This window comes from Burkholderia diffusa (genome assembly GCF_902499115.1).
Classification (GTDB): domain Bacteria; phylum Pseudomonadota; class Gammaproteobacteria; order Burkholderiales; family Burkholderiaceae; genus Burkholderia; species Burkholderia diffusa.
This window is the reverse complement of record NZ_CABVPN010000023.1, coordinates 1-24247: the sequence shown is the minus strand read 5'-3', so window position 1 is coordinate 24247 and position 24247 is coordinate 1. Positions and strand designations below refer to the sequence as shown.

The 24247-nt window shown below is 65.2% G+C and carries 27 protein-coding genes; 13 read left to right on the top strand and 14 right to left on the bottom strand.

Going from position 1 to position 24247, the window contains the following annotated elements:
• Positions 1-369 precede the first annotated feature (369 nt).
• Positions 370-951, top strand: coding sequence for a phosphatase PAP2 family protein (locus BTE28158_RS22600; protein WP_124627801.1), 582 nt, complete (start codon positions 370-372; stop codon positions 949-951).
• 39 nt (positions 952-990) lie between these two features.
• On the opposite strand, the gene BTE28158_RS22595 is transcribed toward BTE28158_RS22600, so the two are convergent.
• From BTE28158_RS22595 to BTE28158_RS22575, 5 genes are all read right to left on the bottom strand, one after another.
• Positions 991-1215: a hypothetical protein gene (locus tag BTE28158_RS22595; protein ID WP_059605810.1), complete on the bottom strand. Its 225-nt coding sequence runs from the start codon at positions 1213-1215 to the stop codon at positions 991-993.
• Between the two features lie 119 nt (positions 1216-1334).
• Positions 1335-2156 (bottom strand): siderophore-interacting protein, encoded by an 822-nt coding sequence (locus tag BTE28158_RS22590; protein ID WP_151048205.1) that lies wholly within the window; start codon positions 2154-2156, stop codon positions 1335-1337.
• A gap of 37 nt (positions 2157-2193) precedes the next feature.
• A complete protein-coding gene (locus tag BTE28158_RS22585) occupies positions 2194-2904 on the bottom strand; it encodes a PadR family transcriptional regulator (RefSeq protein WP_151048204.1) in 711 nt (236 codons plus the stop codon).
• 382 nt (positions 2905-3286) lie between these two features.
• Positions 3287-4234, bottom strand: coding sequence for an aldo/keto reductase (locus BTE28158_RS22580; RefSeq protein WP_151048203.1), 948 nt, complete (start codon positions 4232-4234; stop codon positions 3287-3289).
• Positions 4235-4592: 358 nt separating this feature from the next.
• Positions 4593-5213, bottom strand: a complete 621-nt coding sequence (locus BTE28158_RS22575; RefSeq protein ID WP_151048202.1) for a LysE/ArgO family amino acid transporter — start codon at positions 5211-5213, stop codon at positions 4593-4595.
• A gap of 106 nt (positions 5214-5319) precedes the next feature.
• On the opposite strand from BTE28158_RS22575, the gene BTE28158_RS22570 reads away from it, so the two are divergent.
• Positions 5320-6213 carry a LysR family transcriptional regulator ArgP gene (locus BTE28158_RS22570; RefSeq protein ID WP_059598694.1) on the top strand — a complete coding sequence of 298 codons (894 nt, stop codon included), beginning with the start codon at positions 5320-5322 and terminating at the stop codon, positions 6211-6213.
• A 60-nt stretch (positions 6214-6273) separates the two neighbouring features.
• Here BTE28158_RS22570 and fnr read toward each other — a convergent pair whose 3' ends face one another.
• From fnr to BTE28158_RS22555, 3 genes are all read right to left on the bottom strand, one after another.
• A complete protein-coding gene (gene fnr, locus BTE28158_RS22565; protein WP_059447453.1) occupies positions 6274-7020 on the bottom strand; it encodes a fumarate/nitrate reduction transcriptional regulator Fnr in 747 nt (248 codons plus the stop codon).
• A gap of 174 nt (positions 7021-7194) precedes the next feature.
• Positions 7195-7662 carry a universal stress protein gene (locus BTE28158_RS22560; protein WP_151048201.1) on the bottom strand — a complete coding sequence of 156 codons (468 nt, stop codon included), beginning with the start codon at positions 7660-7662 and terminating at the stop codon, positions 7195-7197.
• A 339-nt stretch (positions 7663-8001) separates the two neighbouring features.
• A complete protein-coding gene (locus BTE28158_RS22555) occupies positions 8002-8412 on the bottom strand; it encodes a DUF3005 domain-containing protein (RefSeq protein ID WP_151048200.1) in 411 nt (136 codons plus the stop codon).
• Between the two features lie 279 nt (positions 8413-8691).
• Here BTE28158_RS22555 and BTE28158_RS22550 point away from each other — a divergent pair, with 279 nt between their 5' ends.
• Entirely contained in the window at positions 8692-8925 is a 234-nt protein-coding gene (locus BTE28158_RS22550; protein ID WP_011659947.1) for a hypothetical protein, read from the top strand.
• 137 nt (positions 8926-9062) lie between these two features.
• Positions 9063-9983, top strand: a complete 921-nt coding sequence (epsC, locus tag BTE28158_RS22545; RefSeq protein WP_059533573.1) for a serine O-acetyltransferase EpsC — start codon at positions 9063-9065, stop codon at positions 9981-9983.
• A gap of 115 nt (positions 9984-10098) precedes the next feature.
• On the opposite strand, the gene BTE28158_RS22540 is transcribed toward epsC, so the two are convergent.
• The 3 genes from BTE28158_RS22540 to BTE28158_RS22530 form a co-directional block, all read right to left on the bottom strand.
• Positions 10099-10902 (bottom strand): SDR family oxidoreductase, encoded by an 804-nt coding sequence (locus tag BTE28158_RS22540; protein WP_124627789.1) that lies wholly within the window; start codon positions 10900-10902, stop codon positions 10099-10101.
• Complete coding sequence (gene folE, locus BTE28158_RS22535) at positions 10902-11531, bottom strand: GTP cyclohydrolase I FolE (protein ID WP_048250599.1); 630 nt, start codon at positions 11529-11531, stop codon at positions 10902-10904. Before folE ends, BTE28158_RS22540 begins: the two co-directional genes overlap by 1 nt.
• 101 nt (positions 11532-11632) lie before the next feature.
• Positions 11633-12559, bottom strand: a complete 927-nt coding sequence (locus BTE28158_RS22530; protein ID WP_059598699.1) for a LysR family transcriptional regulator — start codon at positions 12557-12559, stop codon at positions 11633-11635.
• A gap of 116 nt (positions 12560-12675) precedes the next feature.
• Between BTE28158_RS22530 and pobA the strand changes: the two genes are divergently transcribed.
• From pobA to BTE28158_RS22495, 7 genes are all read left to right on the top strand, one after another.
• Positions 12676-13908 (top strand): 4-hydroxybenzoate 3-monooxygenase, encoded by a 1233-nt coding sequence (gene pobA / locus BTE28158_RS22525; RefSeq protein ID WP_151048199.1) that lies wholly within the window; start codon positions 12676-12678, stop codon positions 13906-13908.
• A 145-nt stretch (positions 13909-14053) separates the two neighbouring features.
• Complete coding sequence (locus BTE28158_RS22520) at positions 14054-14767, top strand: 3-oxoacid CoA-transferase subunit A (protein ID WP_014900666.1); 714 nt, start codon at positions 14054-14056, stop codon at positions 14765-14767.
• A 19-nt stretch (positions 14768-14786) separates the two neighbouring features.
• The gene (locus BTE28158_RS22515; RefSeq protein WP_012365076.1) at positions 14787-15443 is read left to right on the top strand and encodes a CoA transferase subunit B; all 657 of its coding nucleotides are present in this window, start codon (positions 14787-14789) and stop codon (positions 15441-15443) included.
• An 88-nt stretch (positions 15444-15531) separates the two neighbouring features.
• Complete coding sequence (locus BTE28158_RS22510) at positions 15532-16905, top strand: 3-carboxy-cis,cis-muconate cycloisomerase (protein ID WP_151048198.1); 1374 nt, start codon at positions 15532-15534, stop codon at positions 16903-16905.
• The gene (gene pcaD, locus BTE28158_RS22505) at positions 16905-17690 is read left to right on the top strand and encodes a 3-oxoadipate enol-lactonase (protein WP_151048197.1); all 786 of its coding nucleotides are present in this window, start codon (positions 16905-16907) and stop codon (positions 17688-17690) included. Before BTE28158_RS22510 ends, pcaD begins: the two co-directional genes overlap by 1 nt.
• Positions 17691-17700: 10 nt before the next feature.
• Positions 17701-18087: a 4-carboxymuconolactone decarboxylase gene (pcaC, locus tag BTE28158_RS22500; protein ID WP_059598704.1), complete on the top strand. Its 387-nt coding sequence runs from the start codon at positions 17701-17703 to the stop codon at positions 18085-18087.
• A gap of 163 nt (positions 18088-18250) precedes the next feature.
• Entirely contained in the window at positions 18251-19609 is a 1359-nt protein-coding gene (locus tag BTE28158_RS22495; protein WP_124627783.1) for an MFS transporter, read from the top strand.
• A gap of 126 nt (positions 19610-19735) precedes the next feature.
• Here BTE28158_RS22495 and BTE28158_RS22490 read toward each other — a convergent pair whose 3' ends face one another.
• Together BTE28158_RS22490 and BTE28158_RS22485 are read right to left on the bottom strand one after the other, a co-directional pair.
• A complete protein-coding gene (locus BTE28158_RS22490; RefSeq protein WP_059598707.1) occupies positions 19736-19984 on the bottom strand; it encodes a hypothetical protein in 249 nt (82 codons plus the stop codon).
• Between the two features lie 109 nt (positions 19985-20093).
• Entirely contained in the window at positions 20094-20711 is a 618-nt protein-coding gene (locus BTE28158_RS22485; protein ID WP_059684979.1) for a LysE family translocator, read from the bottom strand.
• A 996-nt stretch (positions 20712-21707) separates the two neighbouring features.
• Here BTE28158_RS22485 and thrS point away from each other — a divergent pair.
• Together thrS and BTE28158_RS22475 are read left to right on the top strand one after the other, a co-directional pair.
• On the top strand, positions 21708-22916 hold the full coding sequence (thrS, locus tag BTE28158_RS22480; RefSeq protein WP_239007450.1) for a threonine--tRNA ligase: 1209 nt from the start codon (positions 21708-21710) through the stop codon (positions 22914-22916).
• Between the two features lie 168 nt (positions 22917-23084).
• Positions 23085-23561, top strand: a complete 477-nt coding sequence (locus tag BTE28158_RS22475) for an autoinducer binding domain-containing protein (RefSeq protein ID WP_170296399.1) — start codon at positions 23085-23087, stop codon at positions 23559-23561.
• Positions 23562-23913: 352 nt separating this feature from the next.
• Here the strand turns inward: BTE28158_RS22475 and BTE28158_RS22470 are convergent.
• The coding region (locus tag BTE28158_RS22470; protein ID WP_174920089.1) for a transposase at positions 23914-24247 on the bottom strand (334 nt) is incomplete at its 5' end.

The following is a 24247-nucleotide window of genomic DNA, read 5'->3' as shown; positions in this document are numbered from 1 at the left end:
CATCTGGAATTAATTGTTGCCGATTTCGAATGATTTGCAACGCAAATATTGAGGCGAACGGTGCGAGCGGCATTGAGCGCATGGGGCGCTCCGATATTCTCAGGCGTCGATGACGCCACGATGTGAAAAAAGTGAGCCTTTACGGGATGGTGGGTGAGCTTTTACGGGAGACGGTCGCGCGGAAATGTGACAATTGTGTGAACTTGTGTTGCAGTGCGGGCTCTAAGCGCGTTCGCGCGCGACGTGCACGCCCGGTCCTGATCATCGGCCGTCCGACGCATTAAGCGTTACTTAAGCGAGTGAGCACTAGCATCGTTCCACCCGGCCGGCACGCCCGGTCCAATCGTTACGCCCCAGGCAACCGCATTCATGCAGAACCTCAATCTCACCCTGTTTTCCGCCGTCAATGCCGGCGCCGTGCCGCCCCCCGGTGTTGCTCGCGTCGCGATCTTCGCCGCCGACTGGCTGGTCTATGCGCTGCCCGCGATGCTGCTGCTGACCTGGATCTTCGGCGAGCGCCCGACGCGCCGCCAGGCGATCGAAGCCGGCGTCGGCACGTGCGTGGCGCTGGCGCTCGCGCAGGTGATCGGGCATTTCTGGTTTTCACCGCGGCCGTTCATGGCCGGTGTCGGCACGCAACTGATTCCGCATGCGCCGGACAGCTCGTTTCCGAGCGATCACATGACGTTCGCGTGGAGTCTCGCGGTCGGCATGATGCTCGCCGGCAGCACGCGGCTGAGCGGGTTCGTGATGGCCGCGATGGCCGTGGTGATTGCTTGGGGGCGCGTGTATGCGGGCGTGCACTGGCCGTTCGACATGGCCGGCGGCGTGCTGGTCGGCACCGCCGGCGCGCTGGCCGCGCATCTGTACGGACAACGCATCGTCGAGCTGCTCGAACGGATCGGCGACGTCGTGCATGCGGTGATGATGGGGCGCGAGCGAGCGCCCTGAGCGGGAGAACTACGCGGGAGAAGTACGGGCCGGACGCCGTCAACCGGGCGTCTTGGCCGCTTCAGCCGAAGCGGACGGGCCGCCGCCCGCTTCGTGCAGTTCGGGCGTCTCGCCCGGGTGCTGTGCGGCGTCACGTTCGAGTGCGCTTTCCTTCAGGATCGCGCACATCGCAACGAACAGCGCGAGGACGACGACCGCCAGGCCGCAATAGCCGGCGATCTTCAGGTTATGACGGAAAGGCGAAGCGTGGCTTTCTTTTGTCATGAACGGGCGCTCCTGGGCGGGCTGCGGCGGCTGTCGCCCGACAGCGGCGTCGCAGACATAGATATATACCAGCCGCCCCGCCGATGCCAAGCCCGCCGATGTTCGGGCTCCCGTTCGCGTCAGTCTTCCAGCGTTTCGTGCACGGCCGCTGCGCCGCGTTTCCAGTATGCCGCCGCGCGGATGCGCGACTTGTCGACGCCACGCTCGCCAGTCAGGTGCTGCCGCACCGCACGCATCGACTGCGCTTCGCCGGCCGCCCACACGTAACCGTCGCCGGAGGATGGCAGCGGCAATTCGCGCACCGCATTCAGCAGCACGTCGCCGTCCGCCGCGTCGGCTTCGGCGCGAAAGCGCCAGATCTCATGCACGTCGGCTCGCGTATCGAACGCGATCTGCGCGGTGCGATCCGCGACTTCCAGCACGACTGCCGCACGCGAGCCGGCCGGCAATTGCTCGAGGCGGCGCGCGATGGCCGGCAGCGCCGTATCGTCGCCGATCAGCAGATGCCAGTCGAAATTGATCGGGACCACGAACGAACCGCGCGGGCCGCCGATACCGAGCCATTGGCCGACGCGTGCCTGGGCCGCCCACTGCGATGCGGGGCCGGGATGGTTCAGCACGAATTCCAGATCGAGTTCGCACGCGGCGCGATCGAAGCGGCGCGGCGTGAAATCGCGTGCGACCGGCTTCGGTTGGCCTTCGGGAAACTCCGGGCCATTCGCGCCGAGCGTCGGCATCGCGGGCCGGTCGGCGCCGGGCGGCGGGAAAAACACCTTCACGTGATCGTCGAACGAAGACGATTCGAAGTCCGCGAGGTCGGGGCCGCCGAGGGTGACACGCAGCAGGTGCGGCGTCACCGCATGCACGCGCACGACCTGCAGCAGGCGGAACTTCAGCGTATGGCGCACGCGGGTAACGGCGCGTTCGGATAGGTTCTGCATCGATCCGTTCTCCTTGGGTGTGGACGGGCGGCGCGGGTCACGCGCCGGTGCCGCCTTCGATTTCGGCCGTCGCGCGGCGCATGATCGCCGCGATACGCCGCTGTTCGTCGGCGTTGGCGGCGCTCTTGTGGAGCAGTGCGCGCTTCAGCGCGAGACGGGCTTCGACGAACTCCGGCAGCCAGCCGGGCTGCGTTTCGTCCTGCGTTTCGCCGCCTGCCGATTCACCGGCGAACGCGCGGCGCATGAATTCCATCTTGCGTGCGAGATGCGTGAGGCGCGCGAACAGGGTGTCGACGCGCTCGCGCTGCGCATCGAGGTGCGCGCGGCCGGCGTCGGTCAGCGCGTAGCGCTTGCGGTTGCCTTCCGCCTGCGACACGACGAAGCCGACTTCCTCGAGATACGTGAGCGCCGGATACACCATGCCGGGGCTCGGGCTGTAGAAACCGTTCGAGCGCGTGTCGAGCGCCTTGATCAGTTCGTAACCGTGGCTCGGTTGCTCGGCGACCAGCGCGAGCAGCAGCAGCTGGAGATCGTCGGAGCTGAACTGGCGGCCGCGCGGCATGCCGTCGTCGCCGAAATCGCCAAAGCCGCCGCGTCCGCCGCGGCCACCAAACGGGCCGCCGCCGAATGGGTCGTGACCGCGCCGATGGCGGCCGATTGCTTGCCAGACGCTGGCGTACCAGTCAGGGCCGGCATGCGCACCATGACCGTCGCATCGGGCATGGCCGCGGGAGGGGGCGTGTCGCATGATCGTGTCCTATGTGTCGTAAAACATATCGAAAGATATATATCGAAAGATAGGGTGTCAAGGAAGATTATTGGGGAAGGATGGTTGGCGGGGCGCGGCGGGATGTCCGTATCAGCCAACGGATACGGCCGCGTCAGGCAAAACGCGGGCGCGCATTCAGGCAATATTGCTCGGTTCAGCGCGGACGTCGTATCGCTGAAGTTGTTTCGTATTACTGAATTCGAACCGTGTGTCGCCGGATCGTTTCTTCGACACCGCGCACTTCGCTCTCGCGCTACCTGCGCGGTGCAGACATGCGTGCTTGCGTGTCGAATGCGATTCAGGCCGGCGGCGAGAACCGCAAGCCGCGGCGATTCGAGCCGCCGACCTGTTGCCCAAGACTTCAGACCGCGCTGGCTGCGTCGATCTTGCGGATATCTTCATCGTCGAGCCGCACGCGGATCGCTTCTCCGAGCAATGCGAGCTGCGCGAGCGACGTCGCGCTCGCAATCGGTGCGGTGATCGTCGGTCGCGCGATCTGCCACGCGAGCGCGATCGCGGCCGGTTGCGTGCCGTGCTTCGCCGACACGTCGTCGAGCGCCGCGAGAATGCGCAGGCCGCGCGCATCGAGATAACCGGCGACGCGATCGCCGCGCACGCTCTTCTTCAGGTCGGCCTCGCTGCGGTACTTGCCCGACAGGAAGCCGCTCGCGAGCGCGTAGTAGTTGACGACGCCAAGCCTCAGGTCGCGCACGACCGGCTCGAGATCGCGCTCATACTCGGCGCGGTCGATCAGGTTGTATTCCGGCTGGATCACCTGATACGCGGGCAGCCCGTTGCGCTTGCTGACGTCGGCGGCCTCGCGCAGGCGTGCACTGCTGTAGTTCGACGCGCCGATGATGCGCACCTTGCCCGCGTCGATCAGCGTCTGGTAAGCGGAGAGCGTTTCTTCGAGCGAGGCCGTGTCGGCGAGATCGCGGTGCGAGAAATACAGGTCGATGTAGTCGGTCTGCAGGCGGCGCAGTGAATCGTCGGCGGCCTTCAGGATGTTGTCCTTCGTCAGGCCGGCGCGCGCCGCGAGCAGGCCGACCTTGGTCGCGAGCACGACCTGGTCGCGCTTGCCGGAACGCTTGAGCCACTTGCCGATGATCGTTTCCGATTCGCCGCCGCTGTTGCCGGGCGCCCAGGCCGAATAGACGTCGGCCGTGTCGATGAAGTTGATGCCGGTATCGGCGAGCGCGTCGAGCAGCTCGAACGATGCGTTTTCGTCGACGGTCCAGCCGAAGACGTTGCCGCCGAAGGCGAGCGGGGAAACCTGGATGTCCGACGTGCCGAGGGTACGTAGTGCCATTTTGCTCTCCGGAATCTGGGGGTGACGGGATGAGACGACAGGATTGGCCGGGATGAATGCGACGTGAAGGCGAGCGGGCGAAGCGCTTGCGCCGTTGTCGCGGACGCCGGAACATTCTCGCCGATCGAGCGGAATCGCGCAGCGGGCGCGCGGTCATGAAGACGGAGGAATTGCAGAGGACAGCGGATGTGCCGTCCGCCAGGTGGATGATCGGTACGGCTGCGTTCGATCGGGAACTGAATCTTGCAGCGTCTGGGGGAGAGACCGGCGGAGACCGGCGTATCACGTCACTTCGACGGAGCGGAACGAAAAACGGGCGGCAACGTTGCCACCCGTGATCGATCGGCGCTCTAATCCGTTACCGCAACTGCACGGCCGCCAGAAACAGCACCATGCTGCCGATCGCGCCATCGAGTACACGCCACGCAACAGCCTTGCGGAACCACGGCGCAAGCAGCCGCGCGCCATATCCAAGCCCGAGGAACCACACGACGCTGACCGACATCGCGCCGATCGCGAACGCCAGCCGCGAGCCTTCCGGCTCGCGCGCGCCGGCGGTGCCGATCAGCAGGAACGTATCGAGATACACATGCGGGTTGAGCCACGTGAATGCGAGCGTCATCAGCACGATCGCGACCGCGCTCTGCGGCGGCGGCGCGACGGCGTCGCCGCGCACGTCGAGCGTTTCGTGTCCCGGCTTGAACGCGCGGCGCAGCGCGTTGATGCCGAACCACGCGAGATACGCGAGGCCGATGTACAGCACGACGTGGACGAAGGTCGGATAGCGTTCGACGAGGACTGACGCGCCGCCGACGCCCGCGCCGATCAGGATCATGTCGGACAGCGCGCACAGCAGCACGATCTTGCCGACATGCGAGCGCATGATGCCTTGCCGGAGCACGAACGCGTTCTGCGCGCCGATGGTGACGATGAGCGACCCGCACAGGGCGGCGCCGTGGGAAAAAGCGATCCAGTTCATGATGGGGAGCGGTGAAGGAGTAGACGGGTGAATCGGTTGGCGCTAGTCTGCGGTCAGCCAGAACATAAGAGAAGCTAATTCACCTAATGCAGATTAAGGAAATCTAATGCTCGACTACGCATTGCTCGACGCTCTCGCGGCGGTGATCCGGCACGGTTCGTTCGAACGGGCGGCCAGGGAGCTGAACGTCACGCCGTCGGCGGTATCGCAGCGCGTGAAACTATTGGAAGAGCGCGTCGGCAGCGTGCTCGTCAAGCGCGGGCAGCCGTGCGTCGCGACGACGTCGGGCGCGTTGCTCTGCCGGCATACGGAGCGCGTGCAGTTGCTCGAGGCCGAACTGGGCGGCCGGATGCCTGCACTGCCGGGCCAGATCGCGAGCGCATGGCCGATGCTGCGCGTGGCCGTCAACGACGACAGCGTCGCGACCTGGTTCATCGATGCGGTCGGGCCGTTCTGCACCGAGCGCGAGACCTTGCTCGACCTCGTGATAGACGACCAGGACTACACGGCCGCGCGCATTCGCGACGGCAGCGTGCAGGGCGCGGTGACCGCGCAGGCTGAACCGATCCAGGGATGCCGGTCGACGCGGCTGGGGCGCATCCGCTATCGCGCGGTGTGTTCGCCGGCGTTTTACGACCGCTATTTCGGCGCGGGCATCACGCGCGATGCGCTGCGCCGTGCGCCGTGCGTCATGTTCAATCCGAAGGACGGTTTGCAGGCGCGCTTCATCCGGCGCGTGACGCGCGCGGATCTCGATCCGCCGCAACACTGGATCCCGCACGTCGCGGGTTACCTGCGTGCATGCGAAACGGGGCTGGGATGGGGGATGTGCCCGGACCGGATGGTCGATCGCCAGCTGGCGGCGGGCGAACTGGTCGACATGTCGCGCGGGCGGACCGTCGACATCGACCTGTACTGGCAGAGCTGGCGCCTGTCGATCGGCTGGCTCGACGATTTCAGCGCGGCGCTGAAGGCGCGCGCCGCGCTGTTTCTCGACTGATCGAAGCGGGCGCGGCGGACGGTGGCGGGCGGCGGCGCGCAGGCTACGCGCCGCGCGGGGTCAGACGTGGTGCAGGCCGTCGAAATCGACGATCTGTACGAGGCGGCCGTGCATTTCGATCAGGCCGCGCTTCTGGAACTTCGACAGCGTGCGGCTGACCGTTTCGAGCGTCATGCCGAGGTAACTGCCGATGTCTTCGCGCGTCATGCGCAGGTTGAATTCCGACGGCGAGTAGCCGCGCTTCAGGTAGCGCGACGACACGTCGAGCAGGAACGCGGCGACGCGCTCTTCGGCGTTCAGCGAGCCGAGCAGCATGGTTTGTGACGTTTCGCGCACGATCTGCTCGCTCATCAGCTTGTGCATGCGCAACTGCATCGTGCCGGCTTCCGAGCACAGCGACTTGAGCGCGCTGTACGGAATCACGCAGACCGAGCTGTCTTCCAGCGCAACCGCGGTGCGCGGGTGCGTGTCGTCGCAGATGCCGTCGAGGCCGAGCGCTTCGCCCGCGAGGTGCAGACCGGTGACCTGCTCGCGGCCGTCGTGGCGCGTGGCGACGGTTTTCAGTGAACCCGAGCGCACGGCGTACAGGTTGTCGAAGGTGTCGCCTTCGCGGAACAGCGCTTCGCCGCGCTTGACCGGGCGCGCCGCGCAGATGACCGATTCGAGGCGGCTGAGCGCTTCGGGTGCGAGGCCCTGCGGCATGCACAGGTGCCGCATTGCGCACGACGAGCAGTGCGGGGCCTGACGGGGAGCCCAGTTGCCTGCGTGGGACGAGGCGGCGGGACGTGTGGCGACGGGCGTCAACATGATCGTTTGCTCCAGCGTTGAATCGACCGAATTATTGTCCCACCGCAAGTTGCCGCTGTCGGGTGACAAAACGTCGCGACCGCGCGCACATGTCGCGGGCATCGTAGCGGCACGCAAGCATGCCGTTGCGTATGCGCGCCGCGACGCGCACGCTGATGCTGATGCCGGTGCCGCTCAGTCTTCCTGATCGTCCGTATGCGCGGCGGCCGGGATCAGCAGCACGGGCAGCGTCGCATGCCGCACGCACTGTTCGGCGATGCTGCCGAGCACGAGGCGGCGGAACCCGCGTCGGCCGTGCGTGCCGAGCACGAGGAGGTCGGCGCCGAACGCCTTCGCACCGTCGAGGATCAGCGTCGACACGTCGGTGAGCGACGACGCCTCGCTCGTCAGCGTTTCGCCCTTCACGCCTGCCGCCTGCATCAGCTTCTTGAACTCCGCCGCGAGCGCATTGCCTTGCGCGATGAGCTGGTCGCGCAGCACGGACGGATCGTAGCCCGGCACGTTGTAGTAGATCGCGGCGTTCTCGACGACGTAGAGCGGTTGCAGTTCGGCACCGTGCTCCTTCGCGAGCGCGAGGGCGGCATCGAACGCATGGCGGGCGGTGTCGCTGCCGTCGATGGCAACCAGAATGCGCTTGTACATGGTGTCTCCAAGTGGCGGGTTGAACGAAAGTCGGCCGAACGGCCGAGCAGGCCGTGCGTCGCTGCGAGGCAGGGTAAACCAACGGCAGGGACTCTGCAGCGACGTGCCGGTCGTCGCGAGTGTGCATTGAATATCATCCGTATCGCGACGACGTGACTTCGATCAACGCCGATGCATCGATGTCGCGAAATCCGACTGTCGACCCGAACCCGGCGCCGATATCGATTCCAGCACCGATTCGGAGGACCGGCGCGCGAACCCGCACGTCGCTCCGCCGCCATCGGCCGTCGGCCTCGCCTCGACCCGTCAAACGAACGATCGATTCAAACGCCGCGCGCGTCACCGCGGCACGGCCGTGATTTCGATCACCCGTTCCGGCCGGCGTCCATGACCGGGCCAGTACGCGCTGCCGTACATCCGGTGAACCGGGCCGTACAGCGCGTCGCCCGCGTGCGACGGCGCGTCGAACCCCTTCTCGATCACCATGTAGCCGTCACGCAGCGCGAACGCCGGATGGTTGCCGCCCGGCCGGCTGTCGAAGCCGGCGAAGCCGTCGCCGGCCTCGGGCATCGCGTTGACGAGCGACGCGTTGCTGCCCGTGATCTGGTCGGGCGAGAAGGCGCGGCCGCTCGCGAGACGCGCGGCCTCGCGATTCTTGCCGTCGGTGTCGACGGTGCTGTCGTGCGTGTCGTCGTTGTCGAGTTCGATGCTGCGCGGATGCGCGGTGTGCGCTTGAGCTGACGTTCCCATCACGGCTCTCCTGGCGGCGAAGCGCTCCGGATCGAAGCAAATCCCGTTCCGGGCAAGACGGGAAAACGGCGCGCGAGCGATCGCCGCGGTGGTGTGGCGCGCGCTGATTTGTCATGATTTATTTCGGCTAGAACACCGGTTTTCTACAGAGTATGATTCATTTCCTGCGAAGCGGCGACAGGGGATGAGGTCTTGCCGCCTCTGCCCGCACCGGGGGCACCGCAGCACCCTTAAGACGGGTAGTGAACAACAAATCAAGGGACTAGAGGTGGCGGATTCATGCAAGCGACTACTGCTTTCACGCACCGCGGTTATCTGTTGAATTGCGCGCCCGCGCGCGCCAGCGACGGGTCGTTCAAACCCTACGTCGTGATCTCCAGATCGAGCGACGGGGAACTCGTCGCGAACCGTTTTTTTCCGACCGAGCTCCAGTTCAACGACGAAGGCGACGCGATCGCGCACGCGCGCGACTGGGCCGTGCGCTGGATCGACGCGAGCAGTATTACGATCTGACGGTGTCGCGCGGCGGTGGCATCGTCCGTCCGGCCGATCCCCCGACGTGCCGCTGCCGATCGAAAACGCGGTAATCTTCTGGAACCCGTCACTTTATTTGCGGCCGTGCGATCGAGCGCGGCCGCCTGCATTGGCATATGTCGACATCACCCGCCCGTCAGTGGGGCCTCGAAGAAATCGTTGCCGGCTTGCGCGAATCGCGCGAGGAACTTCATCGCACGCGTCATCCGCGCGGCATCCGCGAGCTGCCGTCGCGCGACGCGATCTGCAAGATCGTCACCGGCCTGCGCGCGTCGATGTTTCCGACGCACTACGGCGCGCCGGATCTGACCGATGAAAGCGTCGACTACTACGTCGGCCACACGCTCGAAAGCACGCTGCGGATCCTCTCGGAACAGATCCGCCGCGCGCTGCCGTTCCTGCCCGAGCATGCGGACACGCCGTTCGCCGAACTCGACGAGCGCGCGTTCGAGATCGCGCGCGAGTTCGGCCGGCAGTTGCCGGCGGTTCGCGCGCTGCTGGTCAGCGACATCCAGGCTGCCTACGCGGGCGACCCGGCCGCGCAGCACATCACCGAGATCCTGCTGTGCTACCCCGGTGTGCTCGCGATGATGCACCATCGGCTCGCGCACGCTCTGCACCAACTCGGTGTGCCGCTGCTCGCGCGTTTCATCAATGAAATCGCGCACTCGGCCACCGGCATCGACATTCACCCGGGCGCGCAGATCGGCCCGAGCTTCTTCATCGACCATGGCACCGGCGTCGTGATCGGCGAAACCGCGATCATCGGCGAGCGCGTGCGCGTGTACCAGGCCGTCACGCTCGGCGCAAAGAGCTTCCCGGCGGATGGTGACGGCGCGCTGGTGAAGGGCAACGCGCGGCATCCGATCGTCGAGGACGACGTGGTGATCTACGCGGGCGCGACGATTCTCGGCCGCGTGACGATCGGGCGCGGCTCGGTGATCGGCGGCAACGTGTGGCTTACGCACAGCGTGCCGCCCGGCACGAGCGTCGCGCAGGGCAAGGTCCGCGAAGGCGGTAGCGCCGAGAAGCCGTGACGCGGCGCGCGAACGGCGCAATGGTCGTTCGCGCAGCGCAGGTGCAGGCGTGCGCCGATGTCCGCACACAAGGTGTGCGAAGGGCACACACGGCTACCGCCGAACATACCGTTCGTCAGTGTTTGCCGGCCGGTGAGCGATGCTTGTACAGCACGTCCTGGTCGACGCGGATCAGGTTCTGCCCCGCATCGACGACGAAATCCACACCGTTGTACGCGCTGCCCGTCAGCAGCAGGATCGCGCCCGCGACGTCGTCGGGGCCGGCGATGCGCGCGAGCGGCGTCGAAGCGCGGCTCGCGTGTTCGAAGTCGGCCTGCGTCTGGTCGTCGCTCGGCAGCATCAGCCCGGGGAACACCGCGTTCACGCGCAGCACCGGCGACGACGACAGCGCGAGCATCTGCGTGAGGTTGCCGAGCGCGGCCTTCGCGACCGTGTAGCTGAAATGGTCGCGGTGGAAGTTTTCCTTGATCTTCTGGTCGACCACGTTGACGACGACGCCCTGCGTGCCGGCCGCGCGGGCCCGTTCGTAGAATGCACGCGTGAGCAGGATCGGCGCGCGGCAGTTGACGGCCCATGCCTGGTCGAATGCCGCGAGGTCGAAGCTCGGGAAATGGTCCTGCCAGAACACTGACGCGTTGTTGACCAGCACGTCGAGGCGGCCGAAGCGCGCATACACCTGGTCGATCAGCGCGGTGATCTGCCCGGCATCCGACAGGTCGGCCTGCAGCGCGACCGAATCGTGCCCGCTCTCGGCGATCGCGCGGGCCGCCGCCTGCGCGGCATCGGCCGAACGGTCGTAGTGCACCGCGGTGCGATAGCCGTGCGCGGCGAAATACTCGGCGAACGCGCGCCCGGCCCGGCGCGCGGCGCCGGTCACGAGCACGACCGGCGCGTCTGCCGCTTGCTTCGTGGACTGCATTACGTATTCGTCAGGTTGACTGAAGATGGATTCGCGACGATCGACAGGAATTCGCGCCGCGTGGACGGATCGGTGCGGAACGTGCCGAGCATGCGCGACGTGACCATCTCGACGCCCGGCTTGTGCACGCCGCGCGTCGAGATGCACTGATGCGCGGCTTCGAGGATCACGCCGACGCCCTTCGGCTGCAGCACGTCGAACAGCGTGTCGGCGATCTGCACGGTCATCTTTTCCTGGATCTGCAGGCGCTTCGCGAACGCGTCGACGAGGCGCGCGAGCTTGGAGATGCCGACGACGCGATGGTTCGGCAGATACGCGACGTGCGCGCGGCCGATGATCGGCACCATGTGGTGCTCGCAGTAGCTCTCGAAGCGGATGTCCTTCAGCACGATCATTTCGTCGTAGCCGTCGACTTCGCTGAACGTGCGCGCGAGGATGTCGCGCGGCTCCAGCGCATAGCCGGCGAAGAACTGTTCATATGCGCGCACGACGCGTGCCGGTGTGTCGAGCAGGCCTTCGCGGGCGGGATCGTCGCCGGCCCAGCGCAGCAGCACGCGAACGGCATCCTCGGCTTCTTCCCGACTCGGCCGGGATGCGGCCGGCTCGGGCCGCGCGGATTTTTTACCCATCTAGTCACTCCATCGAATGCGGCCGCCTGCGGCGGCGCGGATATCCGGGCATTGTTTCATGCTTTCGCGGGTCGTGCGTGCGGCCTGTCGCACACCCTGCATCACTTCGGCCATTCGTCCTGCTCGTCGTTGAACAACGACGCGACGACGCCGCGCAGCCACGCCGTGCGCGGATCGTTGTGGAACTTGCGGTGCCAGTGCTGCTTCAGGTCGAAGCGCGGCAGCGGCAACGGCGGCTCGACCGGCACGATGAACGCATGCTCGGCCGCATAGGCATAGCCGATCGCGTGCGGCACCGTCGCGATCAGGTCAGTGCGGCTCAGGATGAACGGCAGGCTCATGAAGTGCGGCGTCTCGAGCACCGCACGGCGGTGCATGCGCTGCTTCGCGAGGTATTTCTCGAGCACCTCCTGGCTGCGCCCCTCGGCGCGCACCACCGCATGCCCGCACGCGAGGAACTGCTCGGCCGTGAACGGGCGCGCCTGTTCGAGCGGATGGCCGCGCCGCATCAGGCAGACGAACCGGTGCGTGAACAGACGCTGCTGGAAGAAGTTGTTGCCGTCGAGATCGGGGAAGTAGCCGACCGCGAGATCGATCGAGCCGGCTTCGAGGCCGCGGCCGACTTCGTCGTGCGCGAGCGAGACCGAGCGCAGGTTCGCATGCGGCGCGCGCGTCGCGAACGCCTGCAGCAGCTTCGGCAGGAACACGATCTCGCCGACGTCCGACAGCGCGATCGAGAACGTATGCGTGCTCGCCGCCGGATCGAAGTCATGCGGCGCGACGAGGCCGCGCTCGATCTGCGCGAGCGCATCGCGCGCGGCCGGCAGCAGCGCGAGCGCGCGCGGCGTCGGCTCCATGCCGCGCGACGTGCGCACGAACAACGGATCGCCGAAATACTCGCGCAGGCGGCCGAGCGCGGTGCTCACGCGCGGCTGGCTCACGCCGAGCAGGTCGCCGGCGCGGCTGACGTTGCGCGTGTCGTCGAGCGCGACGAGGTAGGGAATCAGGTTCAGATCGAGCGCATCCATCGTGAGGCCGGTATCCGGGAAACGTATACAACTTATCTCCAAAATCGCGTTGCCGCATAGTCGGGAAAGCGCTCAAATGGGTTCAATTATTCGAACCAATGTTCAGGAGACGAACAATGCGCACCCAGGTCGCCATCATCGGCGCCGGTCCGTCCGGCCTTTTGCTTTCCCATCTGCTGCGCCTGCAAGGCGTCGATTCCATCCTCATCGAAGCGCGTTCGCGCGAATATTGCGAGAACCGCATCCGCGCCGGCGTGCTGGAGCAGGGCACCGTCGACACGCTGAACGAAGCCGGCCTCGGCGAGCGGATGCGCCGCGAAGGGCTCGAACATCACGGCATCGAGCTGCTGTTCTCCGGTCAGCGCCATCGCATCGACCTGAGCGCGCTCACCGGCGGGCGCGCGATCACCGTCTATAGCCAGCATGAAGTCGTGCGCGACCTGATCGCGGCCGGCGACGCGCATGGGCACCAGATGCATTTCGAAGTCAGCGAAGTCGCGCTGCACGATATCGAAAGCGAGCACCCGTTCGTCACGTTCAAGCATGCGGACGGCCGCGCGGACCGCATCGACTGCGACTACATCGCCGGCTGCGACGGCTTCCACGGCATCGCACGGCAGACGATTCCCGCCGAGCGGCTGAACACGTTCGAGCGCGTCTATCCGTTCGCGTGGCTCGGCATCCTCGCCGACGCGGCGCCGTCGCTCGACGAGCTCGTCTACGCCCATCACGACAACGGCTTCGCACTGTTCTCGATGCGTTCGCCGACGGTCACGCGCCTCTACCTGCAGTGCAAGCCCGACGAAGACCTCGCGGAATGGTCCGACGCGCGGATCTGGGACGAACTGCACACGCGCTTTTCGAACGACACCGGCTGGACGCCGACCGAGGGCCGGATCACGCAGAAGAGCGTGACGCCGATGCGCAGTTTCGTGTCGGAGACGATGCAGCACGGCCGCCTGTTCCTCGCGGGCGATGCCGCGCACATCGTGCCGCCGACCGGCGCGAAGGGGATGAACCTCGCGGTGGCCGACGTCCGCGCGCTGTCCCGCGCGCTCGGCGCGCGTTATCGCAGCGGCGACGCGACGCCGCTCGAGCGCTATTCGGCGACCTGTCTCGAACGCGTGTGGCGCGCCGAGCATTTCTCGTACTTCATGACGAACATGCTGCACTCGTCGCCGGAGGACTCGCCGTTCGTCAATCGCCTGAAGTTTGCCGAGCTGAAGTACGTGACGCGCTCGCGGGCCGCCGCGCAATCGCTCGCCGAAAACTACGTCGGCCTGCCGTTCGACGACCAGACACCCCCCGAGGGATCCCGCCTTGACAACGCGCTGTGCGCGACTCTATGATCGGCCCATCGTTCGCTAATCGAATATGGGTTCGAATAGCGAACAAATGCCGAAGGTCGACGACGGCCTTCGACGCGGCACGCGACACGCGCGTGTCCCCTCGACAGGCCGCGCATCGTGCCGCGGGTTCGTATCAGGAAGAGACATGGTCAACAAGATTTTCGAATCGCTTCAATCGGCGGTCGCGGACGTCCACGACGGCGCGACCATCATGATCGGCGGTTTCGGTACGGCAGGCATGCCGTCCGAACTGATCGACGCGCTGATCGAGCAGGGCGCGCGCGGCCTGACGATCGTCAACAACAACGCGGGCAACGGCGAGACGGGTCTCGCGGCGCTGCTCAAGGCGAAGCGGGTGCGCAAGATCATCTGCTCGTTCCCGCGCCAGAGCGACTCGCAGGTGTTCGACGCGCTGTACCGTGCGGGCGAAATCGAGCTGGAGCTCGTGCCGCAGGGCAACCTCGCGGAGCGCATCCGCGCGGCGGGCGCCGGCATCGGCGGCTTCTTCACGCCGACGGGCTTCGGCACGAAGCTCGCGGAAGGCAAGGAAACGCGCGTGATCGACGGCAAGTCGTACGTGTTCGAGACGCCGATCCACGCCGATTTCGCGCTGGTGAAGGCGTACAAGGGCGATCGCTGGGGCAACCTCGTGTATCGCAAGACCGCGCGCAACTTCGGGCCGATCATGGCCAGCGCCGCGAAGGTCGCGATCGTGCAGGTGTCGGAAGTCGTACCGCTCGGCGGGCTGAACCCGGAACACATCGTGACGCCGGGCATTTTCGTGCAGCGCGTCGTCGAAGTGCCGCAAGCCGCGCATGCGGCCGAGCTGGCCGCCGAACGTGCATCGCAAGCCGCCTGACAGCCTGAGGAGACCCGAAATGAAACGACTTACCCGCGATGAAATGGCCAAGCGCGTCGCCCAGGACATCCCCGAAGGCGCTTACGTGAACCTTGGCATCGGCGTGCCGACGCTGGTGGCGAACCACCTCGATCCGAGCAAGGAGATCTTCCTGCACAGCGAGAACGGCCTGCTCGGCATGGGCCCGGCGCCCGCGCCCGGCGAGGAAGACGACGAGCTGATCAACGCCGGCAAGCAGCACGTGACGCTGCTCACCGGCGGCGCCTATTTCCACCACTCGGATTCGTTCGCGATGATGCGCGGCGGCCACCTCGACTACTGCGTGCTCGGCGCGTTCCAGGTGTCGGCGAACGGCGACCTCGCGAACTGGCATACGGGTGCGCCCGATGCGATTCCGGCCGTCGGCGGCGCGATGGACCTCGCGATCGGCGCGAAGCAGGTGTTCGTGATGATGGAGCACCTGACGAAGCAGGGCGAGAGCAAGATCGTCGCGCAGTGCTCGTACCCGGTCACCGGCGTGCAATGCGTGAGCCGTATCTATACGGATCTCGCCGTGCTCGACGTGACGGCGGACGGCCTCGCGGTGAGCGAGATCTTCACCGACCTGTCGTTCGACGAACTGCAGAAGCTGACCGGCGTGCCGCTGATCGACGCGACGCGCAAGGCCGCGGCCTGAACGGCAAGCGTGCCGGCGCGCGCGATCGCGCGCACGTTGGCACGCTTGGGTAGACAATAGGCGCACGCCGTTTCCCCAATCTGATGCCATGCTCGAAGACAGCGCCCGCCTGACCTCTCTCATTTGCGGCACCGAGCCGCTCAACCGGATCTGGTCGCCGCGCGCGACGATCCAGCGGATGCTCGACGTCGAAGCCGCGCTTGCGCGTGCGCTCGCCGCGCGGCAGGTAATTCCCGCCGCCGCGGTCGCGCCGATCGAACGCGCGTGCGACGCCGGCCGGCTCGACGCCGACGCGCTCGCGCACGGCGCGGCGCTCGGCGGCAATCTCGCCATTCCGCTCGTCAAGCAGCTCACCGCCCAGGTGAAGGCCGACGACCCCGAGGCCGCGAAGTTCGTGCACTGGGGCGCGACGAGCCAGGACATCATCGATACCGCGACGGTGCTGCAGCTGCGCGACACGCTCGACGTGCTCGAGCCGCTGCTCGACGAAGCGTGCGCGTCGCTCGCGGTGCTCGCGCGCGCCCATCGCGCGACGCCGATGATCGGCCGCACGTGGCTGCAGCAGGCGCTGCCGATCACGCTCGGCCTGAAATTCGCGCAATGGCTCGACGCACTGCTGCGCCATCGCGCGCGCTTCGCCGAATTGCGCGAGCGCGCGCTGGTGCTGCAGTTCGGCGGCGCCGCCGGCACGCTGGCGAGCTTGCGCGAGCAGGCGGCCGGCGTGAGCGCCGCGCTCGCGGCCGACCTGAAGCTGGCACTGCCGGCCGTGCCGTGGCATACGCAGCGCGACCGCATCGCGGAAGCCGCGTCGTGCTTCGGGATGCTGACCGGCACGCTCGGCAAGATCGCGCGCGACGTGTCGCTGCAGATGCAGACCGAAGTCGGCGAGCTCGGCGAACCGGCAGCCGCCGGCAAGGGCGGCTCGTCGACGATGCCGCACAAACGCAACCCCGTCGGCTGTGCGGCCGTGCTGACCGCCGCGGTGCGCGCGCCGAACCTCGTCGCGACCGTGTTTGCCGGGATGGTCCAGGAGCACGAGCGCGCGCTCGGCGGCTGGCAGGCCGAATGGGATGCGCTGCCCGACCTCGCGCGCCTGACCGGCGGCGCGCTCGCGCAGATCGCGCAGATCGTCGCGGGCCTCGACGTGAACACCGAACGCCTCGCCGCGAACCTCGACCTGACGCACGGGCTGATCCTCGGCGAAGCCGTGATGCTCGCACTCGGCGACCGGATCGGGCGCCTCGATGCGCATCATGTCGTCGAGCATGCGTCGAAGGAAGCCGTGCGCACCGGCGCGACGCTGTTCGACGTGCTTGCCGCCGATCCGGCCGTATCCGCCCATCTGTCGCGCGACGCGCTCGCGCGGCTGCTCGATCCCGCACATTATGTCGGCGAGGCGCAGGCCTACGTCGACGCTGTGCTCGCGCTGCACGCGGGCACGACACAACCAGGAGAACACTGATGCCTTTCGCCACTGTCAACGGCGTGAAACTGCATTACCGGATCGACCGTGCCGCGCGCGACGACGCGCCGTGGCTCGTCTTCTCGAACTCGCTCGGCGCCGACCTGCAGATGTGGGCACCGCAGATTCGCCCGCTCACGCAGCACTTCAACATCCTGCGCTACGACACGCGCGGCCACGGCCATTCCGAAGCACCGGCCGGCTCGTACACGATCGACCAGCTCGCGGGCGACGTGATCGGCCTGCTCGACCACGTCGGCATCGATCGCGCGTACTTCTGCGGGATTTCGATGGGCGGCCTGACCGGTGCCGCGCTCGCCGCGCGCTTCCCGTCGCGCATCGTGCGCGCCGTGCTGTCGAACACCGCCGCGAAGATCGGCTCGCCGGAAGTATGGGCGCCGCGCGCGCAGAAGGCGCGTGCGGAAGGGATGGCCGCGCTGGCCGACGCCGTGCTGCCGCGCTGGTTCACCGACGCGTTCGTCGATCGTGAGCCGCGCCTGTTCGACGCGATCCGCGACACCTTCGTGCATACCGACAAGGACGGTTACGCGGCGAACTGCGACGCGTTGAACGCGGCCGACCTGCGCGAGGAAGTGAAGGGCATTGCGCTGCCGGTGCTCGTCGTGACCGGCGCGAAGGACATGTCGACGCCGCCCGACCAGGGCCGTGCGCTGGCCGGCGCGATTCCCGGCGCGCGTCACGTCGAATTCGACGCCGCGCACATTTCGAACATCGAGTGCACCGACGGCTTCAACCGCGCGCTGCTCGACTTCCTGACCGCGTGAGGCACCGACGATGGACGACCAGCAACGTTACGAAGCGGGGATGAAGGTGCGTCGCGCGGTGCTCGGCGACGCGCACGTCGACCGTTCGATCCAGAACCGCACCGAAGTGACCGACGAATTCCAGAACCTGATCACGCGCTATGCATGGGGCGAGATCTGGACGCGCGAGGGCCTGCCGCGCCATACGCGCAGCCTGCTGACCATCGCGATGATGGTCGCGCTGAACCGCGGCGAGGAACTCGCGCTGCACCTGCGTGCCGCGCGCAACAACGGCGTGACGCGCGACGAGATCAAGGAAGTGCTGCTGCAGACCGCGATCTACTGCGGCGTGCCGGCCGCGAATTCCGCGTTCCATCTCGCCGACAAGATCTTCAAGGAACAGGATGGGGCCGCCTAGGTGCGGCTGAATAACACGGCCGGCTTGCGCCGGACGTGACCCGATCGCGACACCTGCCGCTGCCGGCAGGTGTCGACGACGCATGACGCGCCGGCGGCGAATCGGCGCGCAAACAAGGAAAGACGCGGCCATCAGGCCGCGTTGTTTAAACAGGAGACTCGCGATGAATCGCGCACCCGTGGTCGATGTCCAGACCTTCATCAATGAGCAGCCGTTCGGCGGCTTCCAGTGGCTCGTATTCCTGATGTGTTTCGTGATCGTGCTGCTCGACGGCTTCGATACGGCCGCGATCGGCTTCATCGCGCCCTCGCTGCTCGGCGAATGGAACCTCACCAAACCCGATCTCGCACCCGTGCTGAGTGCCGCGCTGTTCGGCCTTGCGTGCGGCGCGCTCGTGTCGGGCCCGCTGTCCGACCGCGTCGGGCGCCGTTCGCTGCTGCTCGGCTCGGTGTTCCTGTTCGGCGTCGCATGTTTCGTGTCGGCGTTCTCCAACACCATCGGGCACCTGACGGTGCTGCGCTTCGTCACCGGTGTCGGCCTTGGTGCCGCGATGCCGAACGCGGTCACGATGATGGGCGAGTTCTGCCCGGACAAGCGCCGCGCGACCGTGATCAACCTGATGTTCTGCGGCTTCCCGCTCGGCGCCGCGTTCGGCGGCTTTCTCGCCGCGTGGATGATCCCGCATTTCGGCTGGCGCAGCGTGCTGATGCTCGGCGGCGTGACGCCGCTGTTGCTCGGCGTGCTGTTGCTGCTGAAGATGCCCGAATCGGTGCGTTTCATGGTCGCGCAAGGCCAGAGCATCGACCGGATCCGCGCGACGCTTTCGCGGATCTCGCGCGATGCGCTGAACGCCGGCTCGTTCGCAATGACCGAATCCGCGCCGCAGACGGGCGGCAAGGGGATAGGCGTCGTGCTGTCGCGCTCGTATGTCGTCGGCTCGGTGATGCTGTGGCTCGCGTACTTCATGGGCCTCGTGATCTTCTACGCGTCGATCAACTGGATGCCGATCCTGCTGAAGGATGCCGGTCTCACGCCGAAGAGCGCGACGCTGATTTCTGCGCTGTTCCCGCTCGGCGGTGTCGGCGCGGTGCTGTGCGGCGTGCTGATGGACCGCTTCAACGCGAATCGCGTGATCGCCGTGTGCTACGCGCTGACCGCGATCAGCGTGTATGCGATCGGGCAGGCGGCCGGAAACGTGGGGCTGCTCGTGCTGGTCGTGTTCATCGCCGGCGTGCTGATGAACACCGCGCAATCGTCGATGCCGGCGCTTGCCGCCGCGTTCTATCCGACCGAAGGGCGCGGCACGGGCGTGGCGTGGATGCTCGGTGTCGGCCGCTTCGGCGGGATCGCCGGGTCGTTCCTCGTTGCCGAACTGACGCGCCGGCACTTCTCGTTCGCCGGCGTGTTCGCGACGATCGCGGTCGCGGGCTTGCTTGCGTGCCTTGCGTTGCTGATCAAGCAGATGGCCCAGCCGCACGGCGTCGCGCAGTCGAGCGGCAAGATCGAGTCGCTCGGGCATTGAGCGGGATCGGGGCCGGGGCGATGCGCCGGCCTTTTGCTGGTTGCGAAAGGTCGTGAGCCGGCGGCCGACACGCAACGGCAGACCGGGCCGCGTCGGCGGCCCGTCCACTTTACGGCCGTCGCGCCGCTACTCCTCCGCGTCGTGTTCCTTGACGAAGTTGCGCAGATACGCGCGCAGCGCGGCCTCCTGGCTGCGGTGATCGGCAAGGTTCGCGGCGCCCATCTCTTCCTCGTCGCCGAACAGCGTGGACGGCGCGCAGTACGTACCCACTTCGATGTTTTCGCGCAGCACGCGGATCTCGTGCGTGAGCGGGTGGTACTCGGCGACCCAGTGCATGCCCTCGATGTGCTCGCCGGCTTTCAGCATCGGCTTCATCGGCATCTCCATGCAGAACAGCGGTGCAACCGGCGAAGCGGCTGCACGCGCCCGTACCGAAAGGGTACGCCTGCATGGCGTGAAGCTCAACGGGGGCGCTTGTGAGCGCTTACTGCGGGAGCAGATGCGCGACGAGCGGGTATAGCGACAGGATCAGCAGCACGGCCATCGTCACATTGAAGATGCGCAGCGCGCGGCGGTTCGACAGAAAGCGGCGCAGGCCCTGGCCGAACGCGGCCCACAGGCTGATGCACGGAAAGCCGATCAGGATGAACACGACGGCCATCCACGCGGCGTTCATCCCGTAGTCGGCGGACAGGCGGATCGTTGTCGCGGCGGTCAGCACCATCATCCATGCCTTCGGATTGACCCACTGGAACGCGGCGGCTTCGAGGAACGTCATTGGCCGCGGCTTGGCGCCCTGCGCCTTCACTTCGCCGGACGTGCCGATGCGCCATGCGAGGTACAGCAGGTACGCGACGCTCGCGATTTCGAGGATCGTGTACAGGACCGGCACGCGCCGGAACGCCTCGCCGAGACCGAAGCCGACGCACAGCATCAGGATCGCGACGCCGATGCTGATGCCGAACAGGTGCGGCATCGTGCGGCGGAAACCGAAATTGACGCCGGAGGCGAGCAGCATCGTGTTGTTCGGGCCGGGCGTGATCGACGTGACGAGCGCGAACAGCATGCCGGCGGGCAATGCGCTGAGGGTGAGGAAGTCCATCGCGGATTCTCCATTCGTGTTCGAGACTGGGATGGAGCCAGTGTAGCGACGGTTGTCTGTACGGTACCGGTACAGTTTGATTGACGATTGCCGGTACGGGGAGGGGGATGGGGGCCGGGACGGAATCATCGGTTGTTGTTTCTCGGAAAAGATGTTCGCGGTCTAAATATTTTGTTTTTGAATAAAGGGCGGAAACTTATGGTTTTGCGCGATTAAAAACATACCATCGAGAAAAATGTGCGATGAAATTCCAATTAAATCAAATTTCGCACAATTTTTGTCGGCGACTTCGTTTCTTTTCCGGCGCTCTCGGCCTATAGAGCGACTCCAGCACAAACGCGAGATCTGCACTATTTCGCGATTCACACACCCGCGGCAGTTGTGCAGTCCGAGGTTCGTGGCGTATCCCGAACCAACACCCAGCAAGTCTACGGCTGTGGCCGGAGCAAAGAGACGATCCTGCTCATGCAGGCGTTTTGGCGTTGGTTGACAACGCAGTTGGAACTCGCACGCTTCGTGCAACTTTCGCGGAGCAGTGATCCGGTGGCTGAGTGGTGTGGATCCGTGCCGGACGCGATGCAATGCAAGCCAAATGTTGAGGGACTGGCTCCAACGAGTATCGATTTGCTGTCGTCACACGCTATCTGATTCATGAACAAAGCTTCCCTGTATTTACTTCGGCGCACTTTTGTTTACTCCTACTTGGTCTTTCATTGTCTTTACGGTTTTGTGGTTCTTAATGAATCAAGAGGTATCGAAAAATGAAATTAGATTTGAATGCCACATTGACAGACGTTAGCCGGTTGACTAGATTAGTCGCATGAACGCACTTTTCGTCACGACTACCACGACCACCACCACGACCGCCAATGGCGGGCCGGGGGGAGGTTGCACGTCGTAGGTCAGTGCCTCAAGCGATCCCCAAGCCCCGCCGGAAACGGACGGGGCTTTTTTAATGCTCCGTTCGACCGGTACCAAATGTCAACGGAGAACATGATGGACGAATTCGACCACCGAGTGCTTGGTAACAAACTGGATCTGTTTCATCAGCAGGATGAAAGTCCAGGCTCCATTTTCTGGCATCCGCGTGGAATGGTTCTATATCGGGTCGTCGAGGAATATATTCGCGCCCGCATGCGCCAGGCCGGCTTTTCCGAAGTGCGGACCCCTCAGATTGTCTCGCGCAGTCTTTGGGAACAGAGCGGTCATTGGGAGAAGTTCGGGCGAAACATGTTTTCTCTCGAGAGCGATAACAACCCATACTGTCTCAAACCGATGAGCTGCCCGTGCCACGTGCAGATCTTTAAAAAAGGCTCTCGCTCGTACCGCGATCTCCCAATTCGATATTCGGAATTCGGGGCGGTCCATCGAGCCGAACCGTCCGGGGCGCTGCATGGTCTTATGCGCGCCCGTGCGTTCACTCAGGACGATGCACATGTTCTTTGCATGCCGGATCAGGTCGAAGTTGAGGTCGCACGATTCTGCGTGTTGCTGAAGACGATCTATGCGGACTTCGGGTTTGGAGAATTCGATGTAGCTTTGTCGACGAGGCCGGCGGTCCGGGCCGGCGACGATGCAGTGTGGGATCGTGCCGAAGCGATGCTGGCGTCCGCTGCGCGAGCGGCAGGCCTGGATTTCGCGATCCTGCCCGCGGAAGGGGCATTCTACGGCCCCAAACTCGAATTTCATCTGCTCGACCGCCAAGGACGGAAGTGGCAGTGCGGAACGATCCAGCTCGACTTCGTCTTGCCCGAGCGGCTTGGTGCTGCATATGTCGCAGAGGACGGCGCGAAAGCGACGCCCGTCATGTTGCACCACGCTGTACTGGGGAGCCTCGAACGGTTCATCGGCATCCTCCTGGAACACTACGAGGGGTGGCTCCCGACGTGGCTGGCACCCGATCAAATCGTCGTTGCGAACATCGGGCAGGATGAACGTGCATTTGCCGACAACACGGCGTTTGCCTTCGAAGACCTCGGCTGTCGGGTTCTGAGGGATTTCCGTTCCGAGCGCCTGCCGCGCAAGATCTTTGACGCGCGGGAACTGGCGGCGCCGATCGTTGCGGTGGCCGGACGGAAGGAGATGCTGGCCGGCGAGGTGTCGTTGCGAATGAGGGGCGGGGAGCAGCACGTGCTGACCATCAATGATGCGATCGCCTACCTGAAACAGCATGTGTGCCCCCCGTCTGCGACGCGGGTGTTCTGACCTGCCGGCAGGTATCGGCGGATAGCAAGTGCCTTGAGGATCAATCGAATCGATTCATAACCTTAAATCAATAAGTAATTCTAAAAAATTATGAGAGAAGCCAGAGATCGCGTCATTCAACGGGCCGACGAGTGTCGCGAGTCTGCATCGTGTCGGTGCAGCGAACGAATGCTCGAGATGGTGTTCGAGATTGGCAGTTGCACTTGCGTGGATGAACTGCGCCGGATGTTAATCGACATCGGGCATCTCGCGGGATTTGACCATGTCTGTTACCAGGATTGTCGAATGACTGGCGGGACACTGAAGATTGGCCGCATATTGTCGAACTATCCGGAGGCGTGGCTATCCCGTTATCGGGAGCGGGCTTATCTGATGATTGATCCGATCGCGCTGCACGCGATGTCGTCGTTGACGCCGATTATCTGGTGCGATCGCATCTTCGCGACAACCGAACAGCGCGAACTTCGAATCGGAAGTCGCATGTACGGGTTAAGCGACGGGGTGTCGTTTCCAGCTCATAACAGGCATGGCGACGTGGCATGCGTGAGCTTCGTCCGACAGGCGCGGGTGTCGGACGACGGCGATGCACCCTTCGACGTTCCGTCGTGGGGAGAGGTGGTCTCGCTCGTTCGGACCGTTTTCTGAGATTTCTAAGTGGAGCATCCGAGGCAATCATACTGCCGAATTGGTCGCAGGCAACGTCGCGACGTATGCCTCATTCGGCGTCTGATCCGCCAGGCTCGAATGGGGCCGTTTCCGGTCGTACAAGTTGATGAACTCATCCTCGGAGCACTCGCATACGATCAATTCGACATTTGCGCGCGTTCCACTCTAGCGATCTAGCCTCCCTTCCGAATCAATGCTGGAGAAATGTCGTCGGAATCGGTAGTGGTACGAGCGAGTTTCTCGCTACCGGTGAGAAGCGCAAGCAGGAGAAGAGATTTTATGATTCGATCGAGACTCTGAAAGCAATGCTTAGCGATGCATGGAGGGGGACCTAGTGTCCTGTTCCGCTGATTCGCGAGCAAAGTCGATGCAGCTTTTCGAGGATGGAATCGGCTGAGGCGGTCCAGACGAACGGTTTGCAGTTTTCGTTGTAGTGGGAGACGAATTGATCGATTCGCTTGACCAGTTGTTTGACCGAGCCGAACGAGCCTCTACGGATCGCTTTGTCGGTGATCAGCGCAAAGAAGCGTTCGACCTGGTTGAGCCACGAACTGTAGGTGGGAATGAAATGCATATGCCAGCGGGGGTGTGCCGCCAGCCACGCCTTGACCTTCGGATGCTTGTGACTGCCGTAGTTGTCGACGATGCAGTGCACGTCGAGTTCG

What these genes read in the sequence shown, in the direction of transcription:
- BTE28158_RS22600 (WP_124627801.1), top strand. Translation starts at nt 370, where the DNA reads ATGCAGAACCTCAATCTCACCCTGTTTTCCGCCGTCAATGCCGGCGCC.
- BTE28158_RS22595 (WP_059605810.1), bottom strand. Translation starts at nt 1,215, where the DNA reads ATGACAAAAGAAAGCCACGCTTCGCCTTTCCGTCATAACCTGAAGATC.
- BTE28158_RS22590 (WP_151048205.1), bottom strand. Translation starts at nt 2,156, where the DNA reads ATGCAGAACCTATCCGAACGCGCCGTTACCCGCGTGCGCCATACGCTG.
- BTE28158_RS22585 (WP_151048204.1), bottom strand. Translation starts at nt 2,904, where the DNA reads ATGCGACACGCCCCCTCCCGCGGCCATGCCCGATGCGACGGTCATGGT.
- BTE28158_RS22580 (WP_151048203.1), bottom strand. Translation starts at nt 4,234, where the DNA reads ATGGCACTACGTACCCTCGGCACGTCGGACATCCAGGTTTCCCCGCTC.
- BTE28158_RS22575 (WP_151048202.1), bottom strand. Translation starts at nt 5,213, where the DNA reads ATGAACTGGATCGCTTTTTCCCACGGCGCCGCCCTGTGCGGGTCGCTC.
- BTE28158_RS22570 (WP_059598694.1), top strand. Translation starts at nt 5,320, where the DNA reads ATGCTCGACTACGCATTGCTCGACGCTCTCGCGGCGGTGATCCGGCAC.
- fnr (WP_059447453.1), bottom strand. Translation starts at nt 7,020, where the DNA reads ATGTTGACGCCCGTCGCCACACGTCCCGCCGCCTCGTCCCACGCAGGC.
- BTE28158_RS22560 (WP_151048201.1), bottom strand. Translation starts at nt 7,662, where the DNA reads ATGTACAAGCGCATTCTGGTTGCCATCGACGGCAGCGACACCGCCCGC.
- BTE28158_RS22555 (WP_151048200.1), bottom strand. Translation starts at nt 8,412, where the DNA reads ATGGGAACGTCAGCTCAAGCGCACACCGCGCATCCGCGCAGCATCGAA.
- BTE28158_RS22550 (WP_011659947.1), top strand. Translation starts at nt 8,692, where the DNA reads ATGCAAGCGACTACTGCTTTCACGCACCGCGGTTATCTGTTGAATTGC.
- epsC (WP_059533573.1), top strand. Translation starts at nt 9,063, where the DNA reads ATGTCGACATCACCCGCCCGTCAGTGGGGCCTCGAAGAAATCGTTGCC.
- BTE28158_RS22540 (WP_124627789.1), bottom strand. Translation starts at nt 10,902, where the DNA reads ATGCAGTCCACGAAGCAAGCGGCAGACGCGCCGGTCGTGCTCGTGACC.
- folE (WP_048250599.1), bottom strand. Translation starts at nt 11,531, where the DNA reads ATGGGTAAAAAATCCGCGCGGCCCGAGCCGGCCGCATCCCGGCCGAGT.
- BTE28158_RS22530 (WP_059598699.1), bottom strand. Translation starts at nt 12,559, where the DNA reads ATGGATGCGCTCGATCTGAACCTGATTCCCTACCTCGTCGCGCTCGAC.
- pobA (WP_151048199.1), top strand. Translation starts at nt 12,676, where the DNA reads ATGCGCACCCAGGTCGCCATCATCGGCGCCGGTCCGTCCGGCCTTTTG.
- BTE28158_RS22520 (WP_014900666.1), top strand. Translation starts at nt 14,054, where the DNA reads ATGGTCAACAAGATTTTCGAATCGCTTCAATCGGCGGTCGCGGACGTC.
- BTE28158_RS22515 (WP_012365076.1), top strand. Translation starts at nt 14,787, where the DNA reads ATGAAACGACTTACCCGCGATGAAATGGCCAAGCGCGTCGCCCAGGAC.
- BTE28158_RS22510 (WP_151048198.1), top strand. Translation starts at nt 15,532, where the DNA reads ATGCTCGAAGACAGCGCCCGCCTGACCTCTCTCATTTGCGGCACCGAG.
- pcaD (WP_151048197.1), top strand. Translation starts at nt 16,905, where the DNA reads ATGCCTTTCGCCACTGTCAACGGCGTGAAACTGCATTACCGGATCGAC.
- pcaC (WP_059598704.1), top strand. Translation starts at nt 17,701, where the DNA reads ATGGACGACCAGCAACGTTACGAAGCGGGGATGAAGGTGCGTCGCGCG.
- BTE28158_RS22495 (WP_124627783.1), top strand. Translation starts at nt 18,251, where the DNA reads ATGAATCGCGCACCCGTGGTCGATGTCCAGACCTTCATCAATGAGCAG.
- BTE28158_RS22490 (WP_059598707.1), bottom strand. Translation starts at nt 19,984, where the DNA reads ATGAAGCCGATGCTGAAAGCCGGCGAGCACATCGAGGGCATGCACTGG.
- BTE28158_RS22485 (WP_059684979.1), bottom strand. Translation starts at nt 20,711, where the DNA reads ATGGACTTCCTCACCCTCAGCGCATTGCCCGCCGGCATGCTGTTCGCG.
- thrS (WP_239007450.1), top strand. Translation starts at nt 21,708, where the DNA reads ATGGACGAATTCGACCACCGAGTGCTTGGTAACAAACTGGATCTGTTT.
- BTE28158_RS22475 (WP_170296399.1), top strand. Translation starts at nt 23,085, where the DNA reads ATGCTCGAGATGGTGTTCGAGATTGGCAGTTGCACTTGCGTGGATGAA.